Origin of the sequence: Nitrosomonas sp. GH22, from assembly GCF_009833115.1 — a bacterium.
GTDB classification, from domain to species: Bacteria; Pseudomonadota; Gammaproteobacteria; order Burkholderiales; family Nitrosomonadaceae; genus Nitrosomonas; species Nitrosomonas eutropha.
Genome location: NZ_QRCA01000035.1, coordinates 1 through 20,333, shown reverse-complemented (window position 1 = coordinate 20,333; position 20,333 = coordinate 1). Strand labels below are relative to the sequence as shown.

The 20,333-nt window shown below is 50.3% G+C and carries 18 protein-coding genes and 1 pseudogene; 11 read left to right on the top strand and 8 right to left on the bottom strand.

The window, feature by feature from the left end; genetic code table 11:
- The 4 genes from ABF86_RS10425 to ABF86_RS12595 all read right to left on the bottom strand — a co-directional run.
- Window positions 1–232: transposase (locus ABF86_RS10425; RefSeq protein WP_160803498.1), on the bottom strand; the 232-nt coding region annotated here is incomplete at its 3' end.
- 50 nt (window positions 233–282) lie between these two features.
- Window positions 283–588 carry a hypothetical protein gene (locus tag ABF86_RS10420; RefSeq protein WP_074685415.1) on the bottom strand — a complete coding sequence of 102 codons (306 nt, stop codon included), beginning with the start codon at window positions 586–588 and terminating at the stop codon, window positions 283–285.
- A gap of 84 nt (window positions 589–672) precedes the next feature.
- Window positions 673–1,104 carry a hypothetical protein gene (locus ABF86_RS10415; protein ID WP_074685417.1) on the bottom strand — a complete coding sequence of 144 codons (432 nt, stop codon included), beginning with the start codon at window positions 1,102–1,104 and terminating at the stop codon, window positions 673–675.
- A 76-nt stretch (window positions 1,105–1,180) separates the two neighbouring features.
- Window positions 1,181–1,570 carry a hypothetical protein gene (locus tag ABF86_RS12595; RefSeq protein WP_074685419.1) on the bottom strand — a complete coding sequence of 130 codons (390 nt, stop codon included), beginning with the start codon at window positions 1,568–1,570 and terminating at the stop codon, window positions 1,181–1,183.
- A gap of 107 nt (window positions 1,571–1,677) precedes the next feature.
- On the opposite strand from ABF86_RS12595, the gene ABF86_RS10410 reads away from it, so the two are divergent.
- Window positions 1,678–2,667, top strand: a complete 990-nt coding sequence (locus ABF86_RS10410) for an integron integrase (RefSeq protein ID WP_074685421.1) — start codon at window positions 1,678–1,680, stop codon at window positions 2,665–2,667.
- A gap of 134 nt (window positions 2,668–2,801) precedes the next feature.
- Here ABF86_RS10410 and ABF86_RS10405 read toward each other — a convergent pair whose 3' ends face one another.
- Window positions 2,802–3,347 carry a DUF924 family protein gene (locus ABF86_RS10405; protein ID WP_074685441.1) on the bottom strand — a complete coding sequence of 182 codons (546 nt, stop codon included), beginning with the start codon at window positions 3,345–3,347 and terminating at the stop codon, window positions 2,802–2,804.
- Window positions 3,348–3,645: 298 nt separating this feature from the next.
- Between ABF86_RS10405 and ABF86_RS10400 the strand changes: the two genes are divergently transcribed.
- The 7 genes from ABF86_RS10400 to ABF86_RS10370 all read left to right on the top strand — a co-directional run bounded on the left by ABF86_RS10400 (window position 3,646) and on the right by ABF86_RS10370 (window position 8,555).
- Window positions 3,646–4,005 carry a hypothetical protein gene (locus ABF86_RS10400; RefSeq protein ID WP_074685423.1) on the top strand — a complete coding sequence of 120 codons (360 nt, stop codon included), beginning with the start codon at window positions 3,646–3,648 and terminating at the stop codon, window positions 4,003–4,005.
- An 85-nt stretch (window positions 4,006–4,090) separates the two neighbouring features.
- Window positions 4,091–4,381, top strand: a complete 291-nt coding sequence (locus tag ABF86_RS10395) for a PepSY domain-containing protein (protein WP_011634419.1) — start codon at window positions 4,091–4,093, stop codon at window positions 4,379–4,381.
- Between the two features lie 68 nt (window positions 4,382–4,449).
- Window positions 4,450–5,136, top strand: coding sequence for a response regulator transcription factor (locus tag ABF86_RS10390; RefSeq protein ID WP_011634418.1), 687 nt, complete (start codon window positions 4,450–4,452; stop codon window positions 5,134–5,136).
- Window positions 5,136–6,470, top strand: a complete 1,335-nt coding sequence (locus tag ABF86_RS10385; RefSeq protein WP_240142309.1) for an ATP-binding protein — start codon at window positions 5,136–5,138, stop codon at window positions 6,468–6,470. The genes ABF86_RS10390 and ABF86_RS10385 overlap by 1 nt, the downstream gene beginning before the upstream one ends.
- Before the next feature lie 51 nt (window positions 6,471–6,521).
- Window positions 6,522–6,800 carry a hypothetical protein gene (locus ABF86_RS10380; RefSeq protein ID WP_011634416.1) on the top strand — a complete coding sequence of 93 codons (279 nt, stop codon included), beginning with the start codon at window positions 6,522–6,524 and terminating at the stop codon, window positions 6,798–6,800.
- Window positions 6,800–7,228 (top strand): TA system VapC family ribonuclease toxin, encoded by a 429-nt coding sequence (locus ABF86_RS10375; protein ID WP_011634415.1) that lies wholly within the window; start codon window positions 6,800–6,802, stop codon window positions 7,226–7,228. The genes ABF86_RS10380 and ABF86_RS10375 overlap by 1 nt, the downstream gene beginning before the upstream one ends.
- 22 nt (window positions 7,229–7,250) lie before the next feature.
- On the top strand, window positions 7,251–8,555 hold the full coding sequence (locus ABF86_RS10370) for a M18 family aminopeptidase (protein WP_011634414.1): 1,305 nt from the start codon (window positions 7,251–7,253) through the stop codon (window positions 8,553–8,555).
- Window positions 8,556–8,573: 18 nt separating this feature from the next.
- Here the strand turns inward: ABF86_RS10370 and recD are convergent, their stop codons facing one another.
- From recD to recC, 3 genes are read right to left on the bottom strand one after another with little or no spacing between them, the layout of a single operon-like run.
- On the bottom strand, window positions 8,574–10,616 hold the full coding sequence (gene recD / locus ABF86_RS10365) for an exodeoxyribonuclease V subunit alpha (protein ID WP_011634413.1): 2,043 nt from the start codon (window positions 10,614–10,616) through the stop codon (window positions 8,574–8,576).
- Complete coding sequence (gene recB / locus ABF86_RS10360) at window positions 10,613–14,299, bottom strand: exodeoxyribonuclease V subunit beta (protein WP_011634412.1); 3,687 nt, start codon at window positions 14,297–14,299, stop codon at window positions 10,613–10,615. Before recB ends, recD begins: the two co-directional genes overlap by 4 nt.
- Before the next feature lie 15 nt (window positions 14,300–14,314).
- Window positions 14,315–17,881: an exodeoxyribonuclease V subunit gamma gene (recC, locus tag ABF86_RS10355; protein ID WP_083341460.1), complete on the bottom strand. Its 3,567-nt coding sequence runs from the start codon at window positions 17,879–17,881 to the stop codon at window positions 14,315–14,317.
- Between the two features lie 218 nt (window positions 17,882–18,099).
- On the opposite strand from recC, the gene ABF86_RS10350 reads away from it, so the two are divergent.
- From ABF86_RS10350 to ABF86_RS10340, 3 genes and pseudogenes are all read left to right on the top strand, one after another.
- Window positions 18,100–18,273: a hypothetical protein gene (locus ABF86_RS10350; protein WP_160803589.1), complete on the top strand. Its 174-nt coding sequence runs from the start codon at window positions 18,100–18,102 to the stop codon at window positions 18,271–18,273.
- A 545-nt stretch (window positions 18,274–18,818) separates the two neighbouring features.
- On the top strand, window positions 18,819–19,427 hold the full coding sequence (gstA, locus tag ABF86_RS10345) for a glutathione transferase GstA (protein ID WP_074685429.1): 609 nt from the start codon (window positions 18,819–18,821) through the stop codon (window positions 19,425–19,427).
- 229 nt (window positions 19,428–19,656) lie between these two features.
- Window positions 19,657–20,333: pseudogene (locus tag ABF86_RS10340) on the top strand (IS5 family transposase); the annotation flags it as partial.

Genomic DNA, 20,333 nt, shown 5'->3' with positions numbered 1-20,333 from the left:
TCTTGTTTTCTAGTTTAAGCCGCCGGATTTCTTCCTGCTCCGGTGTCAGTTTCCCATTACCGCGGAATGCCTGACCATTAGTATCCGCCTGGCTCTCCCTGATCCATCGCCCAAGCATGTTAGCCCTGATTTCCAGGCTTCTGGCAGCTTCTGCTATCGTTAATCCCTGATCCAGTACCAAGCTGATTGCATCCAGCTTGAATTCCTTTGTATAGTGTTTCCTAGGCTCCATTTCATCCTCCAATTAAGACTATTTTCTCTTAACTGGAGTGTCCGGGTCTATTAGACCATATCACCGAGATATTTGATGTCATCATTGAAATCGTCGATGTGAAGTACTTTCGTGCCACCGTAGAGATCTACAACCTTTATTCGGATCGCTGCCTGGAGCTGATCAATCTCATAGCCCAGCAGAGGACCCAACTGCTTTCTTAGAGCTTCGATGCGCCCCCGCTCGGCCTCCAACAATGCCTGACGCTCGGCCATCACTTCTTCAATGGATTTCTTTTTCTCCTCAGCGAGCGCACTACCACCAAAGGCGACGAGGCTCATCAGCACCATTAGTGCCTTGCAGATTGTGTTCACCATCCGGCCCTCCTCAAAGACGCCCAACACCTGAGTTAAGCCGCGCCGCGAAGCGGCGTCGGCTTGGACGAATTGTTAGCCATCAACTCAGCGCAGGCCGAATAGCCGTCGCTTCAGCTCCTTAAGAAGGAAGTCGATGAGCTCTTGCGCGAATGACCCGAAGCCAGGTATTGCGCCCGCTAAACTCCCGAGAATGATGCGGCTCTTTTCGAGCGACTCCTGCAGCCGATCTTCCCGAGCGGTGTCGCGGAACGACTGCAGGGACGATTGAAACGACTCCAACTTGAGCGCCAAGTGGGGTCCGGTCAAGCCGGCCCGCTCCAGAGAGTCGTACTCAGAGTTTTCGAGACGGTACATATGGTCGGACCACTGCCGCAAACGCAACGCCGTGTCTTCGATTACCGGCGAAAGCTCTTTCCGAAATCCGAGTCGGAAAAGAACCTCCTTCCCGCGTTCGAGCGTTTCGAGTAGCTCAGCCGTGGCGATCAGGAATTGCGGGATGTTGGTAATTTCAGCCACGTGGATCCTCCATGTTGATGGCTAACGCTCAAGCTCAGGGGCGGCCGCGTAGCGGACGTCCCGATGGAGCGCGTGGTTAGGCAGGTCGTGCATCCTTCCACTCGCTGCCTTTCGCGATATAAAGAAGCAGACGGTAGAGCAGCCCAGGTGACGCCAAGGCGAGATAGAGAACTGCCACAAAAAATAGAGACCCAAACACAATCTCGGACGTGGAAGACGTGGACGCGTTAGCGATGAGGTAATCGACAGCATTGCGCCCACATTCTAAATCTGAGGGCTTGTTGAGCAACACCTCAGATTGAATCTTTGTGCGTATGCAGGACATGTACGGGTCAGCAACTAGTACTTTCCAACAGAAGCCCAGCGCAAAGATGAACCATCCCCAGAAAATTGTCTTGGCCAACCGATGCCACCAATGCTGCGCCAAGTATTCGGAGTGAGGAAACAGAAGGACTCTGGAAATCATGGTAGACCTGCCTAACGTTCAGTATACACCGCAAGCGGTGTATACTTCTTCACAAGAAGGTGTATAACAAATTTATTATTTGATAACACAATGAATTTAAAAAAAGTATGAATAAAATGCCACCATCTCATACGCCGACTTCACCCAAGTTACTTGATCAGCTTCGTGACAAGCTGCGTTTAAAGCATTACAGCATAAGGACTGAGGTGCAATATGTCCAGTGGGTACGGCGCTTCATTTTATTTCATGATAAACGGCATCCACAGGAGATGGGGGCCGGGGAGGTGGAGGCTTTTTTGACACATCTTGCTGTATCGGGCAGGGTGGCGGCATCAACGCAGAATCAGGCACTTTCAGCTTTGCTGTTTTTATATCGGGAAGTGCTGGAAATCGATTTGCCCTGGCTTGACAACGTGGTGCGAGCAAAGCGGCCGGCACGTTTGCCAGTGGTGCTGACGCATAATGAGATACATGCGGTGTTGGGTCGGATGACAGGAGCACATGGCTTAATGGCGCGCTTGCTGTATGGCACCGGTATGCGGTTAATGGAATGTGTACGTTTGCGGGTTAAAGATGTGGATTTTGAGCGAGCTGAAATACTGGTGCGCGATGGCAAGGGGGCAAAAGATCGGGTAACAATGTTGCCGCAAAGTTTGATCCCGGTTTTGAATGAGCATATACGACACCGGCGATTGCTCTACGAGGATGATCTGGCCAAAGATATGGCCGCAGTGTATTTACCGGATGCACTGGAGCGAAAATATCCAAAGGCGGCGACTGACTGGATTTGGCAGTATATTTTTGTTGCCAAGAGCTATTCAGTTGATCCGCGCAGTGGTGTAGAGCGACGTCATCATATGGATGAAAAATTGCTGCAGCGTGCGATGAAGAAGGCAGTGCTGGCAGCGGGAGTGACCAAGCCAGCTACACCACATACCCTGCGCCATTCCTTTGCCACGCATCTTTTACAAGCTGGCTATGATATTCGTACAGTGCAAGAGCTATTGGGGCATAGTGATGTTGCCACCACAATGATTTATACCCATGTACTGAACAAAGGTGGCAAAGGTGTGATCAGCCCGCTGGATCATCTGTAAAACTGATTATTCAGAATGTTTCCAGTTGCCTAACGCTTATAGGCAGTTCAAGGACAAAGTTAGCAAAAGAATGGAAGCTTTTGAGCAAACTTTAAACGCAGAAATGGCAGCACAGGTAGTTTTTTACAGGCTCCTTAATGGAAATGTGAGAGTGGCTGCTTCAGAAACGCTTGTTCTTCCGGCGTGGAAATTCGTCCCAGAATTTTATTTCTGTGCGGGTAGCGGCCAAAATGGTCAATGATGGCTTTGTGTCGCTGTTCGTAGTAATAGCTTTTTGCCGAGGCAAAATCCTTATGGAGTGCTGCTGCCACGACATGTATCTGCCGCGATTCACTGTGCATATAAGGCAGCAACAGGAAACCGCGTTGCTTCTGATTCAATGACTGCAGTGCGCCGGAAGCGACAGCTTCCTGGGCAAGCGCCAATGCCATGGGATCCTGGGCAAATGCCTGTGGTGTATCACGATAGGCATTACGCGAAAATTGATCCAGCACGATGATTTCAGCAAGACGGCCTGTCGCAGTCGTCCGCCATGAAAACAACTCGGCAGCAGCAGCCTGCTGAATCAAACTGGAGAAACGCTGGCGAATCAGTTCATCAAAGTTTGCATCAGCAGAAAACCAGAGTTTTTCCTTGATTTCCTGGAACCAGAATGACAGAACCTCTGTGTATATTTTCATTACCATGCTATCGAGTTTCGAAAAGTTAACGTGCAAACCTGATATCTCGAATCACTAAATTATTACACCTGGTTTTAACGCCTCTCAGATGTGTGATCTGGTTCACGGTGCCCTCAAAAACCGGGAAAAACCAGATTGTGATTCCAGTGGGGTGCCATGCTTAAAACGATAGAAATTACACTAATTGAACAACGGTCGGGTAGTGGGTTTTCCTATTCAGCTTGGGTTCAGGCTGGGTGTCCTAACATTGGTAGCATCAGGAATCAACCTGAAAAGAATAATACCAAGGAGAAATATCATGAACGTCAAAACCAAAAAACTGATTGGTCTGGCACTAACCACATTATTGACTGCCAGTCTGGCAACACCCTCCTTGGCGCACGCTGATAGAGGACATCATGGCCATTCCCATCATAAGCATAAGCGCCATAAGCATAAGCACCACCACCACCACCATCACCATCATGATCATCATCGGCACTCTAACGGGCATATGCACATCTATAGTCAGCCGCCTGTCTATTATCAGCAACACTACCCGCAATCACAATATAATTACAATTACAACTATTACCCCCCGGCTCCGGTATATGTTGTACCACCCCGAATGAATATGGGGATCAGTGCCGGGAATGTGGATTTTATGTTACGTTTCTGATGCGAAAGGCGAGAGGCAGATCTAAATTAAAAACTTATTCTGCTTCCGCCTGATTTTAATTATCGGCGTGCAAGGATAAGGGTTTATGAATGGATGGCAGCAAGCGTTATTGGTTGTGCTAATCATGATCGCTGCAATATCCGACACCACCGCCAGCCGACCTAATACAGCCAGTGAGCGCAGCAAAGCAGGCAGTTCAGCAAACGGCATTTCGGAACAGCGAGCAATCGCCATCGCACAACAACATTTCAGGGGACGTGTGCTGGCAATCAACCGAACTGATAATCTCTATCGCATTAAAATACTGAGTGACCAGGGCATAGTGCATACCATTCTGATCAATGCACAGAATGGCGCGGTTGTATCCACGCATTAATCTTCAAAGTAAATTTCATGATTCAATTCAACGCATTTTATTGTCACCCTGTGAGACAAGAGGCTTGAATGCGCATTCTGGTTATCGAAGATGAATTCCTTTTGCAAAACCAGATTCGTCAGCAACTAGAAGCAGCAGGTTACATGGTTGATACTTGCAACAATGGCGAAGAAGGGTTGTTTCTCGCTACGGAATACCGTTTGAATGCCGCCATTATCGATATTGGCCTGTCCGGTAAATCCGGTCTGGATGTAATCAAGGCACTGCGACAGCGGGGCAGTCTCCTGCCAATTTTGATTCTGACCGCGCGCAGCAGTTGGCAAGACAAGGTGCGCGGCCTGGAAACGGGTGCGGATGATTACCTGACCAAGCCATTTCAAATGGAAGAACTGCAAGCCCGGGTCAAAGCATTATTGCGCCGTGCCAACGGCATCCCGCAGACCTTGTTGGAATGCGGCCCTATCGCGGTGGATATGACAGCACAACAGGTTTCCATCAATGGTGTAAATATCGAATTAACCTCATTTGAATACCGCTTGCTGGAAGAACTGGTGCGTCATCGTGGTGAAGTGCTTTCTAAACAAATACTTGCAGACGCCCTTTATCCACATGACGAAGATCGAGACAGCAATGTGCTTGAGGTCATGATTGGCAGGTTGCGGCGCAAACTTGATCCCGCTGGTACATTAAAGCCAATTGAAACCATGCGTGGGCGTGGCTACCGTTTCATACTGGAATGTAATAAATCGGCATGATGTCGCTCAATCAGCGCGTCCTGCTCAGTGCAACGCTGGTATTACTGGTTTTTATTGGCGGCATTACGTTTACATTGGATCGCGCTTTCTACGACAGTGCACGCATAGGGGTGAAGGATCGCCTATTTGCAAAACTGTTAATGCTGATGGGTGATGCCGAAGTGGAAGACGGCGAACTGGATGTGCCTGTCAATCAGCTGGATGTGGAATTTGAACACGTCAACTCGCATACTTATGCCTTCATCATCGGCCCTGCCAACACGATCATTTGGCGTTCCATCTCGTCATTGAATAAATCTATTCCGGCTATTGCCCCACTGGGACAGGGAGAAAAAATATTTGAGCAGATCCTGCTCAATGACGAACCACACTTTATCTATCGCTACGGCATCGCTTGGGAAACCTCCTCTGGCGGTTACCCGCTGACTTTCAACGTCATAACCGATACCACGCTGCTTGATGCCCAGATAGAACGTTATCGTGAAGATCTATGGGGTTGGTTGGGTGTCATGGCGGTAGTTCTGCTCGCTGCACAAATGCTGGTATTACGCTGGGGGCTGCTGCCATTACGCAAAGTTTCCGTGGAGCTTGCCGCAATTGAATCCGGTCGACAGGAAAGCCTCAAGGGTATCTATCCCAGAGAGCTTAAACTACTGACTGACAGCATTAATTCCCTGATTACCCATGAACACAAGCAGCAGAAGCGCTATCGCAACGGTCTTGCTGATCTGGCGCACAGTCTGAAAACACCACTTGCTATACTGCAAGGCGCGATTCATGGTGAGGACGAGGAGGTCATCCGGCACAAAACAATTCAAGAGCAAATCGACCGCATGGATAACACCATCCAGTATCAATTACGCCGTGCCGCGACTGCCGGCAGCTCACCAGGCATGGGGTTGATCTTGTTACGCCCGATGATCGACAGAATCATCAACACGGTGACCAAAGCCTATCGCCACAAGCATCCGGATATTACAGTGAACATTGATAACAGCATCCGTCTGCGCATTGACGAAGGCGATCTGATGGAACTGCTTGGGAACTTGATCGACAATGCATTCAAGTGGTGCCGTTACAGCATTCATTTATCTGCCGGTTATCAGGGAAATCAAGTGGAAATTCAAATCAGGGATGACGGCCCCGGTATCCCACCGCATGAAATCGCCCGCATTCTGGAACGTGGTGCGCGTGCCGACCAATCCACCTCTGGCCACGGTATTGGCTTGGCCATAGTACGCGACATCATGCAGGTATATGGCGGTGAATTATTGATTGAAAACCATCCTGTTGGGGGACTCAGCGTCATACTGCACTTCGAAAGAAGCAAATAACAGCCTGCACTCCCAAGATTGGGTGGCATGATCGCATGGTGTGATAACATCATGATGCGTATACATCAGTCAAAGGAGTTTATTGTGCGTACCACGATAGATATTGAGAACGATGTTCTTGCCGCCGCAAAGGAAATTGCCCGTACGGAAAATGTAAGCGTTGGCAAAGTTATATCACGTCTTGTGCGCCAGGCTCTGGCTGGCCATGTTGCCGAAGTATCTTCTCCTGACGATGCCTCTTCTGTAACCGGTTTTCGGCCATTTCCATCGCGTGGCGTAATTGTCAGCAACGAACTTATTAATCGCCTGCGTGATGAAGAAGGTATTTGATGCGCGCTTTGCTTGACGTCAACGTGTTGATTGCCCTGCTTGATGCGGGCCATGTCCATCATGTTCGTGCCAGTCAATGGCTGGAGCAGGAGATCATCCACGGTTGGGCTTCTTGTCCGCTCACCCAAAACGGGTGTCTGCGCATCATGACTCAGCCGGCCTATCCGGAAGCATTGTCACTGGCTGCTGTGGCCAGCCGATTAGCACAGGCTATAGCGCATCCAACCCATGCATTTGTAGCAGATGATTACAGTCTGCTGGATGCAGAACAAGTAAACTGGCAACAAATGCTTGGTCATTGGCAAATTATTGACAGTTATTTGCTGGGGCTCGCTGTACGCCATCATTGCCGTTTTGTCAGCTTCGATTCGCGCCTGAACCCGGACATTGTTTCAGGTGCAAGCCAACAACATATTGTAATTTTATAACTTCCCTTTAAAAACAGAGATCATGATAGCTCAAACGTATGTGCAGAATCTGCTGGATTTTATCGACAAAAGTCCAAGCCCATGGCATGCCGTTGCTTCGATCGAAGCAGAGATCGAAAAATTTCAATTCATCCGGCTTGATGAAACAGCCAGATGGCAGTTACATCCGGGCAGGCGCTACTATGTGGTGCGAGATGATTCCTCAATTATATTATTCGTACCGGGACAGACACCACCGGCAGAATCTGGATTCAGAATTATCGGCGCACATACCGATTCTCCCGGATTGCGAATCAGACCCAATGCCGCAACTGCCAGTGATGGTATTGTCCGGTTGGGGGTTGAAGTTTATGGCGGCCCCATTCTCGCCACTTTTGCTGATCGTGATCTAAGCCTGGCCGGGCGCGTCAGTTATTCCTACGGGCAGGGACATCTTGCACATAAATTAGTGCGTATTGATCATCCTTTGCTGCGCATACCGAACCTGGCAATTCACATGAACCGGGGCGTCAATGAAGAAGGATTGAAGCTGCACAAACAGAATGAATTGTTGCCATTCCTTGCGCAATTGACCAACGATCAACTGCCGCAATCCTGTTTTTTGGCGCTGCTGGAACAGATGACAGGAATTGGTGCTTCACAAATCCTGTCCTGGGATTTGGCTGTTTACGATACACAGAAAGGGGCATTCTGGGGGGCAAACCAGGAGTTTTATACCAATAGCCAGATTGATAATCTGGCGTCCTGTCATGCCGGATTACAGGCAATGCTGGATGATACTGCGCTTAACCATGCCGCAAATACGTTTGTTTGCGCATTTTTTGATCATGAAGAAATTGGCAGTGAAAGCCATATTGGTGCGGGCGGCAGTTTCTTGACAGATTTGTTACAGCGGATCAGCCTGGCCACTTCTCCAGATCACGAAGATGCTGCGCGTGCACTAGCGCAGAGTTTTCTCATTAGTGCAGATATGGCACATGCCTATCACCCCAACTTTCCCTCGGCTTATGATGCAGATCACAAGGTATCCGTGAACCAGGGGCCGGTAATCAAATTCAATGCCAATCACCGCTATAGCTCAGAAAGTATTTCTGCCGCTCATTTCATTCACTGGTGTGAAGCAGCGGATGTACCTTATCAGCGCTATTCACATCGCTCAGATTTACCTTGTGGCAGCACAATCGGGCCAATGACTTCAGCCAAACTGGGTATACGCAGTATTGATATCGGTTGCCCGATGTGGGCCATGCACAGCATCCGGGAGAGCGCGGGCGTGCAGGATCACGAATATATGATCAAAGTGTTGAAACAGTTTTTATTGAGTTAGCGTACCAGCCGCTCCTGATCAGGATGATCCGGCAAACAATCCGCCGGAGCGCTGGACCGTTCTGGAAACGGCTTGATCAATAATATTGCTGTTTCCGGTACAAATGATGGATAACCAGCGTTTTCCCCGGGTGATGCCGGTATAGATCAACTCTCGTGTCAGAACGGGATTCAGTTCGGGTGGTAGCAGCAGGGCACAATGCTCAAATTCCGAGCCTTGTGATTTGTGAACAGTCAGTGCAAAAACAGTTTCGATTGACAAGAGACGACTGGGCAGCACCCAGTGAATACCACCGCTGCCATTTCCTCTGGCAAAGGCAACCCGTATACCCCATTCCAGTTTTCCGGTTGTCCTGTTAGGCGTGGGATAGCTGAGCGCTATCCCGATGTCCCCGTTCATCAAACCAAGCGCATAATCATTGCGGGTGACCAGTACCGGGCGCCCTTCATACCAGATGCTGCCAGGTTTAATCAACTGGTGTCTGGCCAGCAGTGCTTCAATATGCTGATTCATGCCGCTGACCCCAAATGGGCCATTTCTGAGCGCACACAGCAACTGAAAACGGCCGTGCGATTGCAACACCTGATGCGCCCAGGCATCAAATGCAACTTTTTCTGCATCCAGTGGTGGCCGCTCTGCTTTAATGATGCCCAGATAACCCGCAATTCCTTGCGGTGTATCTTTTTCTCCAGATTGGCCGAGCAGGATGGTTGCCAGGCGGCTATCTTCGAGATCAGGTAAATTATGACGGAACAAGTCATCATAGCCTTGCATCCAGATTGTGCGAATGGTTTCCGAATCAGCAGTATTGACTGCACGGGCCAGTTGCCCGATGCCGCTGGCAGCATCAAATCGCCAGTTTGTCCGCAACATCACAATATGCTGGTCAAGTGGCAAGCCGTTTGTATCCAGCAGAACGGGATCAATCTTTTCTCCGGTGGCCGTTTCAACCCATTGGGCAGTTTCAGGCTGGAAATGCCCTTGCTGAGCCCGGTGGCACAAGGCACCCAGCACAGAACCTGCTTCAACAGAAGCCAGTTGATCCTTGTCTCCCAGGATAACCAGGCGAGCGTGAGGGGGCAAGGCAAGGAGTACGGCTGCCATCATTTCCAGATCAATCATGGAGCCCTCATCAATCACCAGTACATCCAGTGGCAACGGGTGGCGTGCATCATGCCGGAACAGCCGGGAATCCGGACGCGAGCCCAGCAAACGGTGCAGGGTTGTCACGTTGCTTGGGATGCTCGTTTTCAGCGTGGTATCGTCCTGAATAAAAGCGGGCAGCTTGTCGATGGCGCCGGTAATGGATTCCTTGAGGCGTGCTGCTGCCTTGCCAGTAGGGGCGGCCAGGCAGATTTTAAGGAGGCATTCCGGATGCTGGATGAGCGCAATCGATTGCAGCAGTGCCAGCAGACGAACTACAGTGGTCGTTTTTCCGGTTCCTGGCCCGCCGGTGATGATACTGAATGCACTGCGGGCAGCAAGTGCACAAGCGATTTTTTGCCAGTCTGTTTGTGTATACGTGGTACCGCTGGGTGGAAAAAGTGCATTCAGTTTGTCTTTGAACTCAATTTCAGGCAACTGGCTGACAATCTGCTGACTACTGGTCAGCCGCTGGTAGATAGCAGCTTCCACCTGACGTTCATAACGCCAGTAGCGGCGCAGATACAGACGAGGGCCAGCAAGCACCAGCGGTGTATTTCTCTCATCCTTGCTGATCAGTTCCGTTTGTTGCGTAAGCCAGCCGGATGCTTTCCAGTCCGCCAGAAGAACGCTGATATGCTGAATTTCTTTTCTGGCAGAGGGCTCATTCTGGCCAGAGGGCAACGACAACGCCGTACAAGGATCGCTTAAGAGATTGTCCAGATCCAGACAAACATGACCTCGCCCCAGTTGGTGACTGACCAGAGCGGTTGCCAGCATCAATACCGGATCCATAGCAGGAACTTCAGTTTTTAAAAAACGTACCAAGGCAAGATCCAGCTCGCGCAGCCAGCCACGGGTAACCCAGCTTTCCAGCAGAGCCAGTATTTCCTGCGGGTTTGTTGCTGGAGTGCTCATGCGCTACCTTCTGTCTTCCCGGCAAATAGCTCATCCAGCGTGTCCATTAACGTTCCCGGGGGGCGTTCAAAATGGACACCGGCTGTGGGTGCATCAATCCCGCGCACGAAGAGACAGGCGGCACCGCCCACATGTTGTTCGTAATTGTAATCGGGCAGACGGGATTTAAGGAGCCGATGCAAGGCAAACAGATAAATGACGTATTGCAGATCGTAACGGTTGGCACGAATCACCTCGTCCATGGCAGCCACAGTGTAATCCTGATCTGTGGCACCGAGCCAGTTTGACTTGTAATCCGCAACGTAATAGCGCCCATCATATTGAAAAACCAGATCGATAAAACCCTTGAGCATTCCGTTTAACTCACTCTGTGTCAGATGCGGGCGCGGGCGACTTGCCAGTGTCTGTTCGATCACGGCGGCATCCAGTAGAGTCAGATCGACATTGCTGGCTTCAGCCCAGAATTCCATCTCGGCTTTAACAACAGTCAGCGTATTGAGGCAAATTCCAATTGAGCCAAACGGCAGGGATGTGGACAGCATGCGCTTGACCCAGTCAACAAGTGGTGCAACCCAGGTTTCCCAGTGGCGCATCTTGCAACGACGCTCAATGGTGTCACGCAAGTCGGTTTCATCACTCGATACAATAGTAAAGCCGGTGTTGGCGACCCATTCCATCAGTTCATGCAGAAAGATGCCCGCCTCAGCTCCTTTGAAAAAATGATGAATGGTCACGCTTGCCGGTTGTTCTGAAACAGGCTGTAGTGAGATGAATGAGCGTTCGAGTTGCTCTTCCAGGAGATTTTCTGCCTGCGGTGTATCTTCCTGAGCTATTCGCGTGGATGGAACATTACCATCAACCCGAAGCGCCGAATAACTGCTGATGCGCCAGTTTTCTCTCACCATCCGCAGCGGGCGGCAAGCCTCACCCGGCGGGGCGGATCGGGTTTCTGCAACGTATTGCTCAAGATTGTTGTCCGGTTTGTCCGTCACACAGAAATCAGGGCGTTCCTGTACAAAAGACTGGAGAGCGTCAAGATATTGTTCAGCCGGGGTAGCTTTCAATCTGAACAAATGACCAACCGCGCTTGACTTGTTCTTGATGGGTGCCAAGCCCATCCAAGTCAGATAGCAGGCACGCGTCAATGCCACATAAAGCTTGCGTACGTCTTCACGGAGGCGTTCCAGATCGGCACGTGCCATGATTTCGGGGTGAGCAGCAAGGGAAATTTTTAATGTGCCCTGATCGTCGTGCCATTTGAGCGGGATATCACTATTTTTGATAGGCCGGGTTATGCAGATGAACGGCAAGAAAACCAGCGGATATTCAAGCCCCTTTGATTTATGAATGGTGACAACTTTCACCAGATCGCTATCGCTTTCCAGACGCAGTTTTTTGCTATCTGCTTCCCCCTCGGGGGCAGCAATTTGCTCGGCCAGAAAACGGATCAACGCATGTTCACCCTCCAGCGTAAAGCTTGCCTGCTGTAATATTTCTGCCAGATGAAGCAGGTCAGTCAGGATGCGTTCTCCGCTCTGGCCGTTGAGATTCTCCTTGAGCGCAAGCAGGCGATCGCCGCATTTAAAATCAACCAGGATGCGGCGCAGCATCGGGAGCACTCCCTGCTTTTGCCATAACTCGCGATAGCCCTTGAATTGAATTACCTGGGCTTCCCACGCCGCTTCATCCGTATTGAGAGCATCAAGCTCTGCTAGCGTGAGGCCCAGCGATGTGGTGGACAGCGCGGCGCGTAGCAGGCGATCGTTGTCAGGTTCAGCACAGGCAGCTAGCCAGCGATGGACTTCGGTTGCCTGACGGGTGGCATAAACCGTGTCCTTATCGGACAAATACACTGAACGGACGCCCCGTTGCAGCAAAGCCTGGCGGATGTTGGCGGCTTCATTTCCGTTATTGACCAAAATGGCTATATCCCCTGGCCTGACTGCCCGGAAAGACATGTCCTGGCCGGCAAACCCGGCTTTTGCGGATTTCCCGTCGTTCAACCAGTCAACGATCCGGGTTGCACAGAGGGCAGACATCTGCTCAATGTAATCGGTTTTTGAGAGTTCCATCTGTTGGGCTGAAACAGCCAGCAGCATGGCGGGCAATGTCTCTCCCTCAATCTGGAATGTATCCCTGCGACCATTGGCTTGAACTTCCAGGAAAGGCACGGGGTTACCATCTCCGGTTCTGAACAGGAATGCGCCGCGAGAATCCGCCTGGTTTTCAACAGATGCAAAGCAATGATTGACAGCATCAACCATCGCTTGGGTTGAGCGGAAATTTGTATTCAGCGTGTAGAGTCGTCCCTCAACTGCTCTCCGGGCCTTGAGATAGGTATGAATATCTGCTCCCCGGAAAGCGTAGATTGCCTGCTTGGGATCACCGATCAGGATGAGTGCACAATCATTTCGATTGCTGGAAATCTCATAAATATATTCAAAAATCCGGTACTGAACGGGATCGGTATCCTGAAATTCATCAATGAGCGCAACCGGAAATTGCTGGCGGATGACTTGAGCCAGCCGCTCGCCATAAAGGCCGGTGAGGGCGGTTTCAAGGCCGGTCAGCAGATCATTGAAACCGATCTGGGAACGGTGTTTCCGAATGGTGTCAAATTTTTTGGCAATCCAGCAGGCAGCATGGCTTAGCAGCTCAATCCTGGGATCGGGCAGGTTATTAAGTGCTTCCTTTAGCACAGGAATTGTGTCGAATGCGGGATGATGGGGGGAGGTACCTTTTTTCCATGCTTTCGCGATCCCTTCCGACGTCAAACGCTCCCAACCCTTACCAATGTCTACGTTATCCATGGCGGGATCATTGGCCCAATCTCTCAGCTTATTTAACCAATTGGTGTACCAGTCAGCACGCAGTTTGCGCCCATCAATCTGGCCGGCTGCCTCAGCAGCATCAAGCAGCGCCTGTAATTCATCTGCCCAAAGTGCCCAAGGTTGTTTGAGCTTGGTCAGTAGATTCTGTTTGTTTTCCTGGCTGGCACTGATAATGGTCGATGGATCCGTAGCAGATAAATCAGGCAATTGATCCACATAATCGAGCAGGGGGGTGACAGCCTTTCCCAGTTCGGTAGGGCTTTTCCAATAACCATTAATCCAGACAATCTCTTCCAGGGTAAGCGGGTAGTAAAAAATCCGCCAATAGTCCCGTACCACTTCTGCCCGTAATTCTGTTTGATCAGTTTCTAGCTCCTGGGTAAAGAGACTTTGGCTATCAAAGGCATGTTCCCGCAGCATCCGGTTGCACCAGCCATGAATGGTCGAGATGGCTGCCTCATCCATCCATTCAGCTGCCAGTTCCAGTTTGCGGGCGCAGGCAGCCCATTCGGCAGGTGAGTATTCGAAGAGCAACTGCTGCAGCGGATCAGTATCGTTCAGTGATTGCGCATTTATTGGGTCAGCTCGAAAGAGGCGGGCGGCTTCTGTCAGACGTGCGCGAATCCGATCGCGTAGTTCCTTGGTGGCGGCCTCCGTAAAAGTTACCACCAGAATTTCTGGGGGTGTCAATGCGCCACCGGAAAAGGCAAATTCCCCCTGATGTCCCAGGATCAGGCGAACGTAGAGCATGGCGATAGTGAAAGTTTTGCCAGTACCGGCGCTGGCTTCGATCAGATGGCTCCCGGTCAAAGGGAGGGTAAAGAGATCAAGTGGTGTGATGTTCTGGCTCATGGTGTGTACTAGCCTTTATTCCGGATTTTTGGTATTTGCCCCAGGTGTGTCGGCATGGTGCATCAACGGCGCGTACAGATCATCACAAAGCTGCGTAAAGCGGCCGTTTGACCACAGTTGTGCAAAGGCTGGATAAAATCGCTGTAGATAGATGCTCTGACTGGCTTCACCAGTACGCTGATAGTCATCTTCATATTGGCTGCGGGCAGTGCCAACAGCCTTTTGCTTACATGCCGCAAGAGGGCCGTTAAAAGGCATCCCTTCTTTTTCCAGCCAGGCAAAACCGGTTTTGGGCGCCAGTGGCAGCGGCGTACACAAGCCGTTAACGTAGGCTTCAATAATCATGTTGAAGTACTGTCTGGCGAGATCCGGCGTCAGTGGATTAATTTGTACCGGATCATTCTTGCCAATGATCCGTGTTGTGATCGGCTGGCCATCGAGATGTGCGGCCAGGTGGAATATCCAAGCAGCAAGCAGTTTGTCATGACGGCATTTGTTATTTTTCAGCAAATCGCTGGAACTCAGTTCGATCCGGCAGTATTTATCACCATTACTTGTATTGCTCGTGTTGCTTGCATCATGCATACAGTAGTGTTGTGTGATGCGCCCCTGCACAGTGATTGCCACACCATTAGTGGTGACGTATGGATACTCAAATATTTGGTCTTCCAGCGGAAATGGCCAACTGGCAATCGCTTCGCGATAACACTTAAACATTTTGTCCAAAGGATCAGCCAGGGTTGCTTTCAGCAAATCTGCCATTCCGCCAAGCGGCAGCTCACCTCGTCGCCGGACGCGATCCAGTTGTTGTTCCACTGCGACTGTTTCGTCATTTTCATGATTGACAGCATCTAGTCGAGCCTGAATCAATTGATCCTGGAGTGACCACTGTTCCAGTCCATTCAGAATGAAAGGCTCGTGATCTTCGCTGGTCAGGTCATCCATTTCGTAATAAATACCCAGCCGTTCACGGCAGAAGGTTTTGACGGGATCTTTCAAAAAGGCGATCAGCTGTCCGAGCGAGACAGGGCTATTGAAAACAGGCAATGACAAAGAAGGCTCCGTAGCAGCTGGAGCCGCTGGACTGATAAGTTTGCGCTCCCATTCGCGCGCATAGGTGAACAACGCTGAGGTGGCCGGATCCTTGCCAAAATAATCCTGGCTGAAAGCTTGCAACTTGTGTTCAACCGTCAGGGCAGCCAGCAGATCGTTGTCCGGGGAATCCGCCAATTGCCAGCAGGCTGCGATGTGATCCCGCAACTGGCTGACCAGTACGGATGGCGGTAGATCGGAATTATCCAGTATGCTTTTGCCCACCCAGCTGATATGCAGTTTCTCCCGAGCGGAGAGCAGCGCTTCCAGAAACAGATAACGATCATCTTCCCGGCGGGAACGATCGCCCGGGCGTATATCCCGTGCCATCAGATCAAAATCGACGGGTGGGTGGGTACGGGGAAATTCACCATCATTCATGCCGAGCAGGCAGACCATCCGGAACGGAATAGCACGCATTGGCATCAAGGTTGCAAAGGTCAGTTCGCCGGCCATGAAGCGTTGCGCCAGGTTAGGCTGATCAATCTGGGCCAGCCAGTGTTCACGGATAACAGCCAGCGGGATCATTTCGGTAAAACTGGCGGCTGTACAAGCTTCAAGCCAGGCATGCAAGCTGGTTTGCAACTGCAAAAGCAGGGCTGTGTCTTCTGCTGTCTCGCTCTTGAAAAAGCCCTGAAGCAGGAATTGCAACCGCTGGCCCCAAATGGCAGGTGTGGCAGGCTCCGCAAAGGTTTCGGTAAGTGTTTCAAGTTGGATCAGCAACCGGGACAAGGAGCCAGTCAGCGCGGCTTCCAGCCCTGAAACCTCACCATAGGGTTCAATGTCACGCCAACTGTAATCTTCGCGTCCGGTGGGATCACAGCCGACGGCATAGCCCAATAACATACGCTTGAGCCCTTGCGCCCATGTATTTTGCTCAAGACTTTCCTGAATAAATTTCGCGCGATGGCGGGCACTCAACCCCCAGCGGATGTTGGTTTGTCTGATCCATTGATGCAGGCGTGGCAAATCATTAATGCCGATCCCGAAACACTGTCTGACAGCTGGAACGTTAAGCAGATCGAGCAGGTCACTGACAGTCAAGCGTGATTCTGGCACATCCAGCAAAAATTCCAGGGCAAATATAAGTGGCGCTTGCTGGCGTTGCGTGAGATCAGCCATTGAAAATGGAATATAACGCGCATCAGAATGCTCAACTTGTCCAAAAACTGCTTCAATATAGGGTGCATAGGCATTTACATCAGGCACCATCACGATAACATCACGCGGCCGCAGTGTTGCATCTGCATTGAATGCTGCCAGCAGTTGATCATGCAGAATTTCAACCTCGCGCTGTACGCTGTGCGCGCGATGAAAGCGAATTGAGCGATCGCTGGCAGGGTCGATTGCCGGCCAGGTATCGCATGATTCATCCACCGTGCGCAGCAGGCGGATATCGTCCTGCAACTGGTTCAGCAGCGTTGATTCTCCATGGCTCTGAAACAGATCAATCCGCTCGCCGACTTGTTCAAATCGGGCGCGGTAGGCATCAGGTTCATCCAGCTCATCCAGCAGGGCAATGTAATCACGGCCCTGCTTTCCCCACGCAGCTAGTAATGGATGGGCATACAGATGCAAAGCATCTTCCGTGATAGTTGCAGGTGTATTGTTTTTATGAGCATGCCGGTTTGAGGTTCGCCGGGCGTGGTCTTTTTCAGAGAGAAGATTGGCCCAATAATGCTCACAGGGATTGTGGACGCACAAAAGAATCTGCGTGACAGGCGAGATGGCCAGTAATACTTCCAGCGACTGACGCGGCAGTGAAGACAGACCAAATACAGAAACACGACGAGGCAGCCCGTCAGGCCGGTTTTTCAGTTTCTTGGCGGCATCCAGAAAACGCTGATGCACAACTGCCCGGCTGCTCTGGCTGGCGACTCCCACGTCTTCAAGCAAAGCGCGCCACAGCATAGCCTGCCAGCAGTGAGTCGCATCGAGCGGGCGAGCAATATGGTGAGTGTTGTACAGTACATGTTCCCCTTTGGCCCAGGCGGCGAGCCAATCGGCACGATAGACCTGGTACTGATCGAAAAGGTCGGCAATTTTTTCAGCCAGCTGGTAGCGCTTGCGAAGATCACTGTCTTGTTCCAGAAAACGTGCCAAGGGTTCATAACCCGGAAGGGGGATAACGTCTGGCAGGAGACGCATCAAGCGCCAGATGAGCAGCGGTTTATCAAATGGGGAGATGTCCGGCACAGCATCAGGCCCCAGCACGGCCCGATAAACCCGCCAGATAAAGCGGGCGGGCAGCAGCATATCGAGTGCTGCCGCAATACCACAACCACTGCCGGGAGTATCTGTTGTATTTGCTGCCAGCGCGAGCTTGAGCCATTGAGCAATCCCGTTGCTTTGCACAAGAATGATTTCATCTTCCAGTGGATCTAGCGAATGTGCCTTGAACCAGTGCACCAGCAACTGCCGCAAAAGCTCGGGCTGATTGCCATGGATAACCATGAAACCATTTGTAAACTGACCCTGGCCTTCAGGCAAAGCAAAGCTCCCTTTTTATTGTGCTGGAAGTATTGGGTGTATTCCATCCAACTTTGCGATGACGATGATGGCGGTCTATTACAACCTGAAGCGATTGGTCTACTTCAGAGAGACAGAAATCAAGGCTTTTTGATACCCGAAATGGGCCAAATCGCCAATGCCCGGGGCGATTCAGGGTAAAAACGGCGCAACATCGCCAGGAAAAGCGGTGATTTGTCATGGGAACTGAATCGAATTCAATCGCGCTCATCATCTCGCGACTGGATTTACTGAAAACCTCGGGTTATTCAAGGTGCCCAATCGTGAGTTTCGCATTATCGTCGTTGGTGTTGTTTGTGGTGGAAATTGAAAAATTACTGGTACACAGAAAATGGATTAATGTGGATGCTTAAGATTTTCTACCCGTTTAAATTGCCTGAAACGTTAGGATGGTGGAATAAATCAAGATTTGAACTCAAGTACTCATTTGCTCGTTAATTTTTAGATTTTTATAGACTCCGGCACACCTGGCTTAGCCATTTTGTTGAGTGCAGATGCACTCATCCATCCTTTTGTTTTTCGCGGCAGGTATTACCTACCGTGAGCTGCCGTTTTCACGGGGTGCCACTCAGCGATTGCTGCCTCCGCAAATCAAATCGGGATATCACCCCGTCGCCGTAATCCGTTGTTATACTTGTATCAGTTTGTCACTTGATAACGAGATTTTTTGATCTTGAGACGACGGACTTCATTGTGCTATAGGGGATTGTTTTTTACAGGTAAAATTTCTCAGCATCGTGCCTCACAGGCTATATTCTCGACGCTAAGCCCAGTTTATTCAACCATGTCTTGCTTAAAGTGACGGCATGCCAGCCCACCCTAAAGATACATTTTTGCGCTTAATGCGACAAAATCCAGAATTGTCCGTCAATCACAATTCTGACCAATGGAGACTATTATGAAACTATATTATGCACCGGGCAGCTGTTCTTTGGCCCCTCACATCGCGTTGCGTGAAGCAGGTCTTAACTTTGAACTGGAGAAAGTAGATCTCACCAGCAAGCAGACTGAACACGGTGAAGACTTCACCAAGATCAATCCCAATGGTTATGTACCCACCCTTAAACTCGACAACGGCGAGATTCTGAGCGAAGTCGCTGTACTGTTGCAATACATTGCTGATGAAAAGCCGGATGCTAAATTAGCGCCGAAGTTTGGCGGTATGGAGCGTTATCGGTTGATGGAATGGCTAAATTTCATCGCAACGGAGATCCACAAAACACTGGGTGCACTTTTTCATCCCAACATTACGCCAGAATGGAAGACTGCTCAACTTGCCACCTTCAGCAAGCACTGTAATTTTTTAGCCGATCAGCTTGATGGTAAGCAATATTTGCTGGGTAACCTGTTCACCATTGCGGATGCGTACCTGTTTACGACACTAAGTTGGACCAAGTTTCATCAGGTCGATATGAGCAAGTGGCCAGCACTCACGGATTATATGACCCGCATCGCTGCGCGCCCAGCAGTTATCGAAACCATGCAGAAGGAAGGGTTGATACGCTAGTTGTTCGCGTGCAGGCTAAAAGTTAAATTTTTGCCCGAGTTTTGACCTCATTCCTCTCGACAGAAACCAGTCATAGGGCTACCCATTAGGGTTTGGTCGCAAAGCTATCGGGTTCCTTAATCAGGATCTTCGCGCACTCACTTGATTCTAAAATAGTTTCTTAATGCCAGATAGCGTAGTCATGAGACAAGAAATATGAGATCCTTTTAAGAAATTAAAGGAGATTTGCATGATACAACCCCATCGCAGGCATGATATTTCAGATAAGGTATGGTCGCTACTTGAGGGGCATTTACCAGGTAGAGAAGGAGCATGGGGAGGGATAGCCACAGATAATCGTCGGTTTATCAATGCTGTTTTATGGATTATGCGAACAGGAGCGCCATGGCGGGATTTGCCACCGGACTACGGGGGGTGGAGTAATACCCACCGTCGCTTTATTCGCTGGCGTGACAAGGGTATCTGGGAAAAATTGCTGGAAATCCTGATGGATGATCCGGATTATGAATGGCTGATGATTGATGCCAGTCACGGCAAGGTTCACCCACATGCCAGCGGGGCCAGAGGAGATAATCAGGAGATGAGTCGGGCGAAAGGGGGCTCAACACCAAGATACATCTGGCCGTGGATGCGCATGGTATGCCGGTCAGAATCTTTGTTACACAAGGTACCACTGCTGATTGCACGCAAGTTGGCCGCCTGATCGAAGGGATGGATGCAGATCATCTGCTGGCAGATCGTGGCATGACAGTAATGCCATTATTGAACAGGCAGAAAAACGGGGAGTGGAGGTTGTTATTCCTCCAAAGAAGAACCGGAAGACGCAAAGACATTATGATCAAGCGCTGTATAAACTTGTGTATTCTCCAAATCTCCTTTCCCACGAGACAGGTAGAGTTCTCGTAT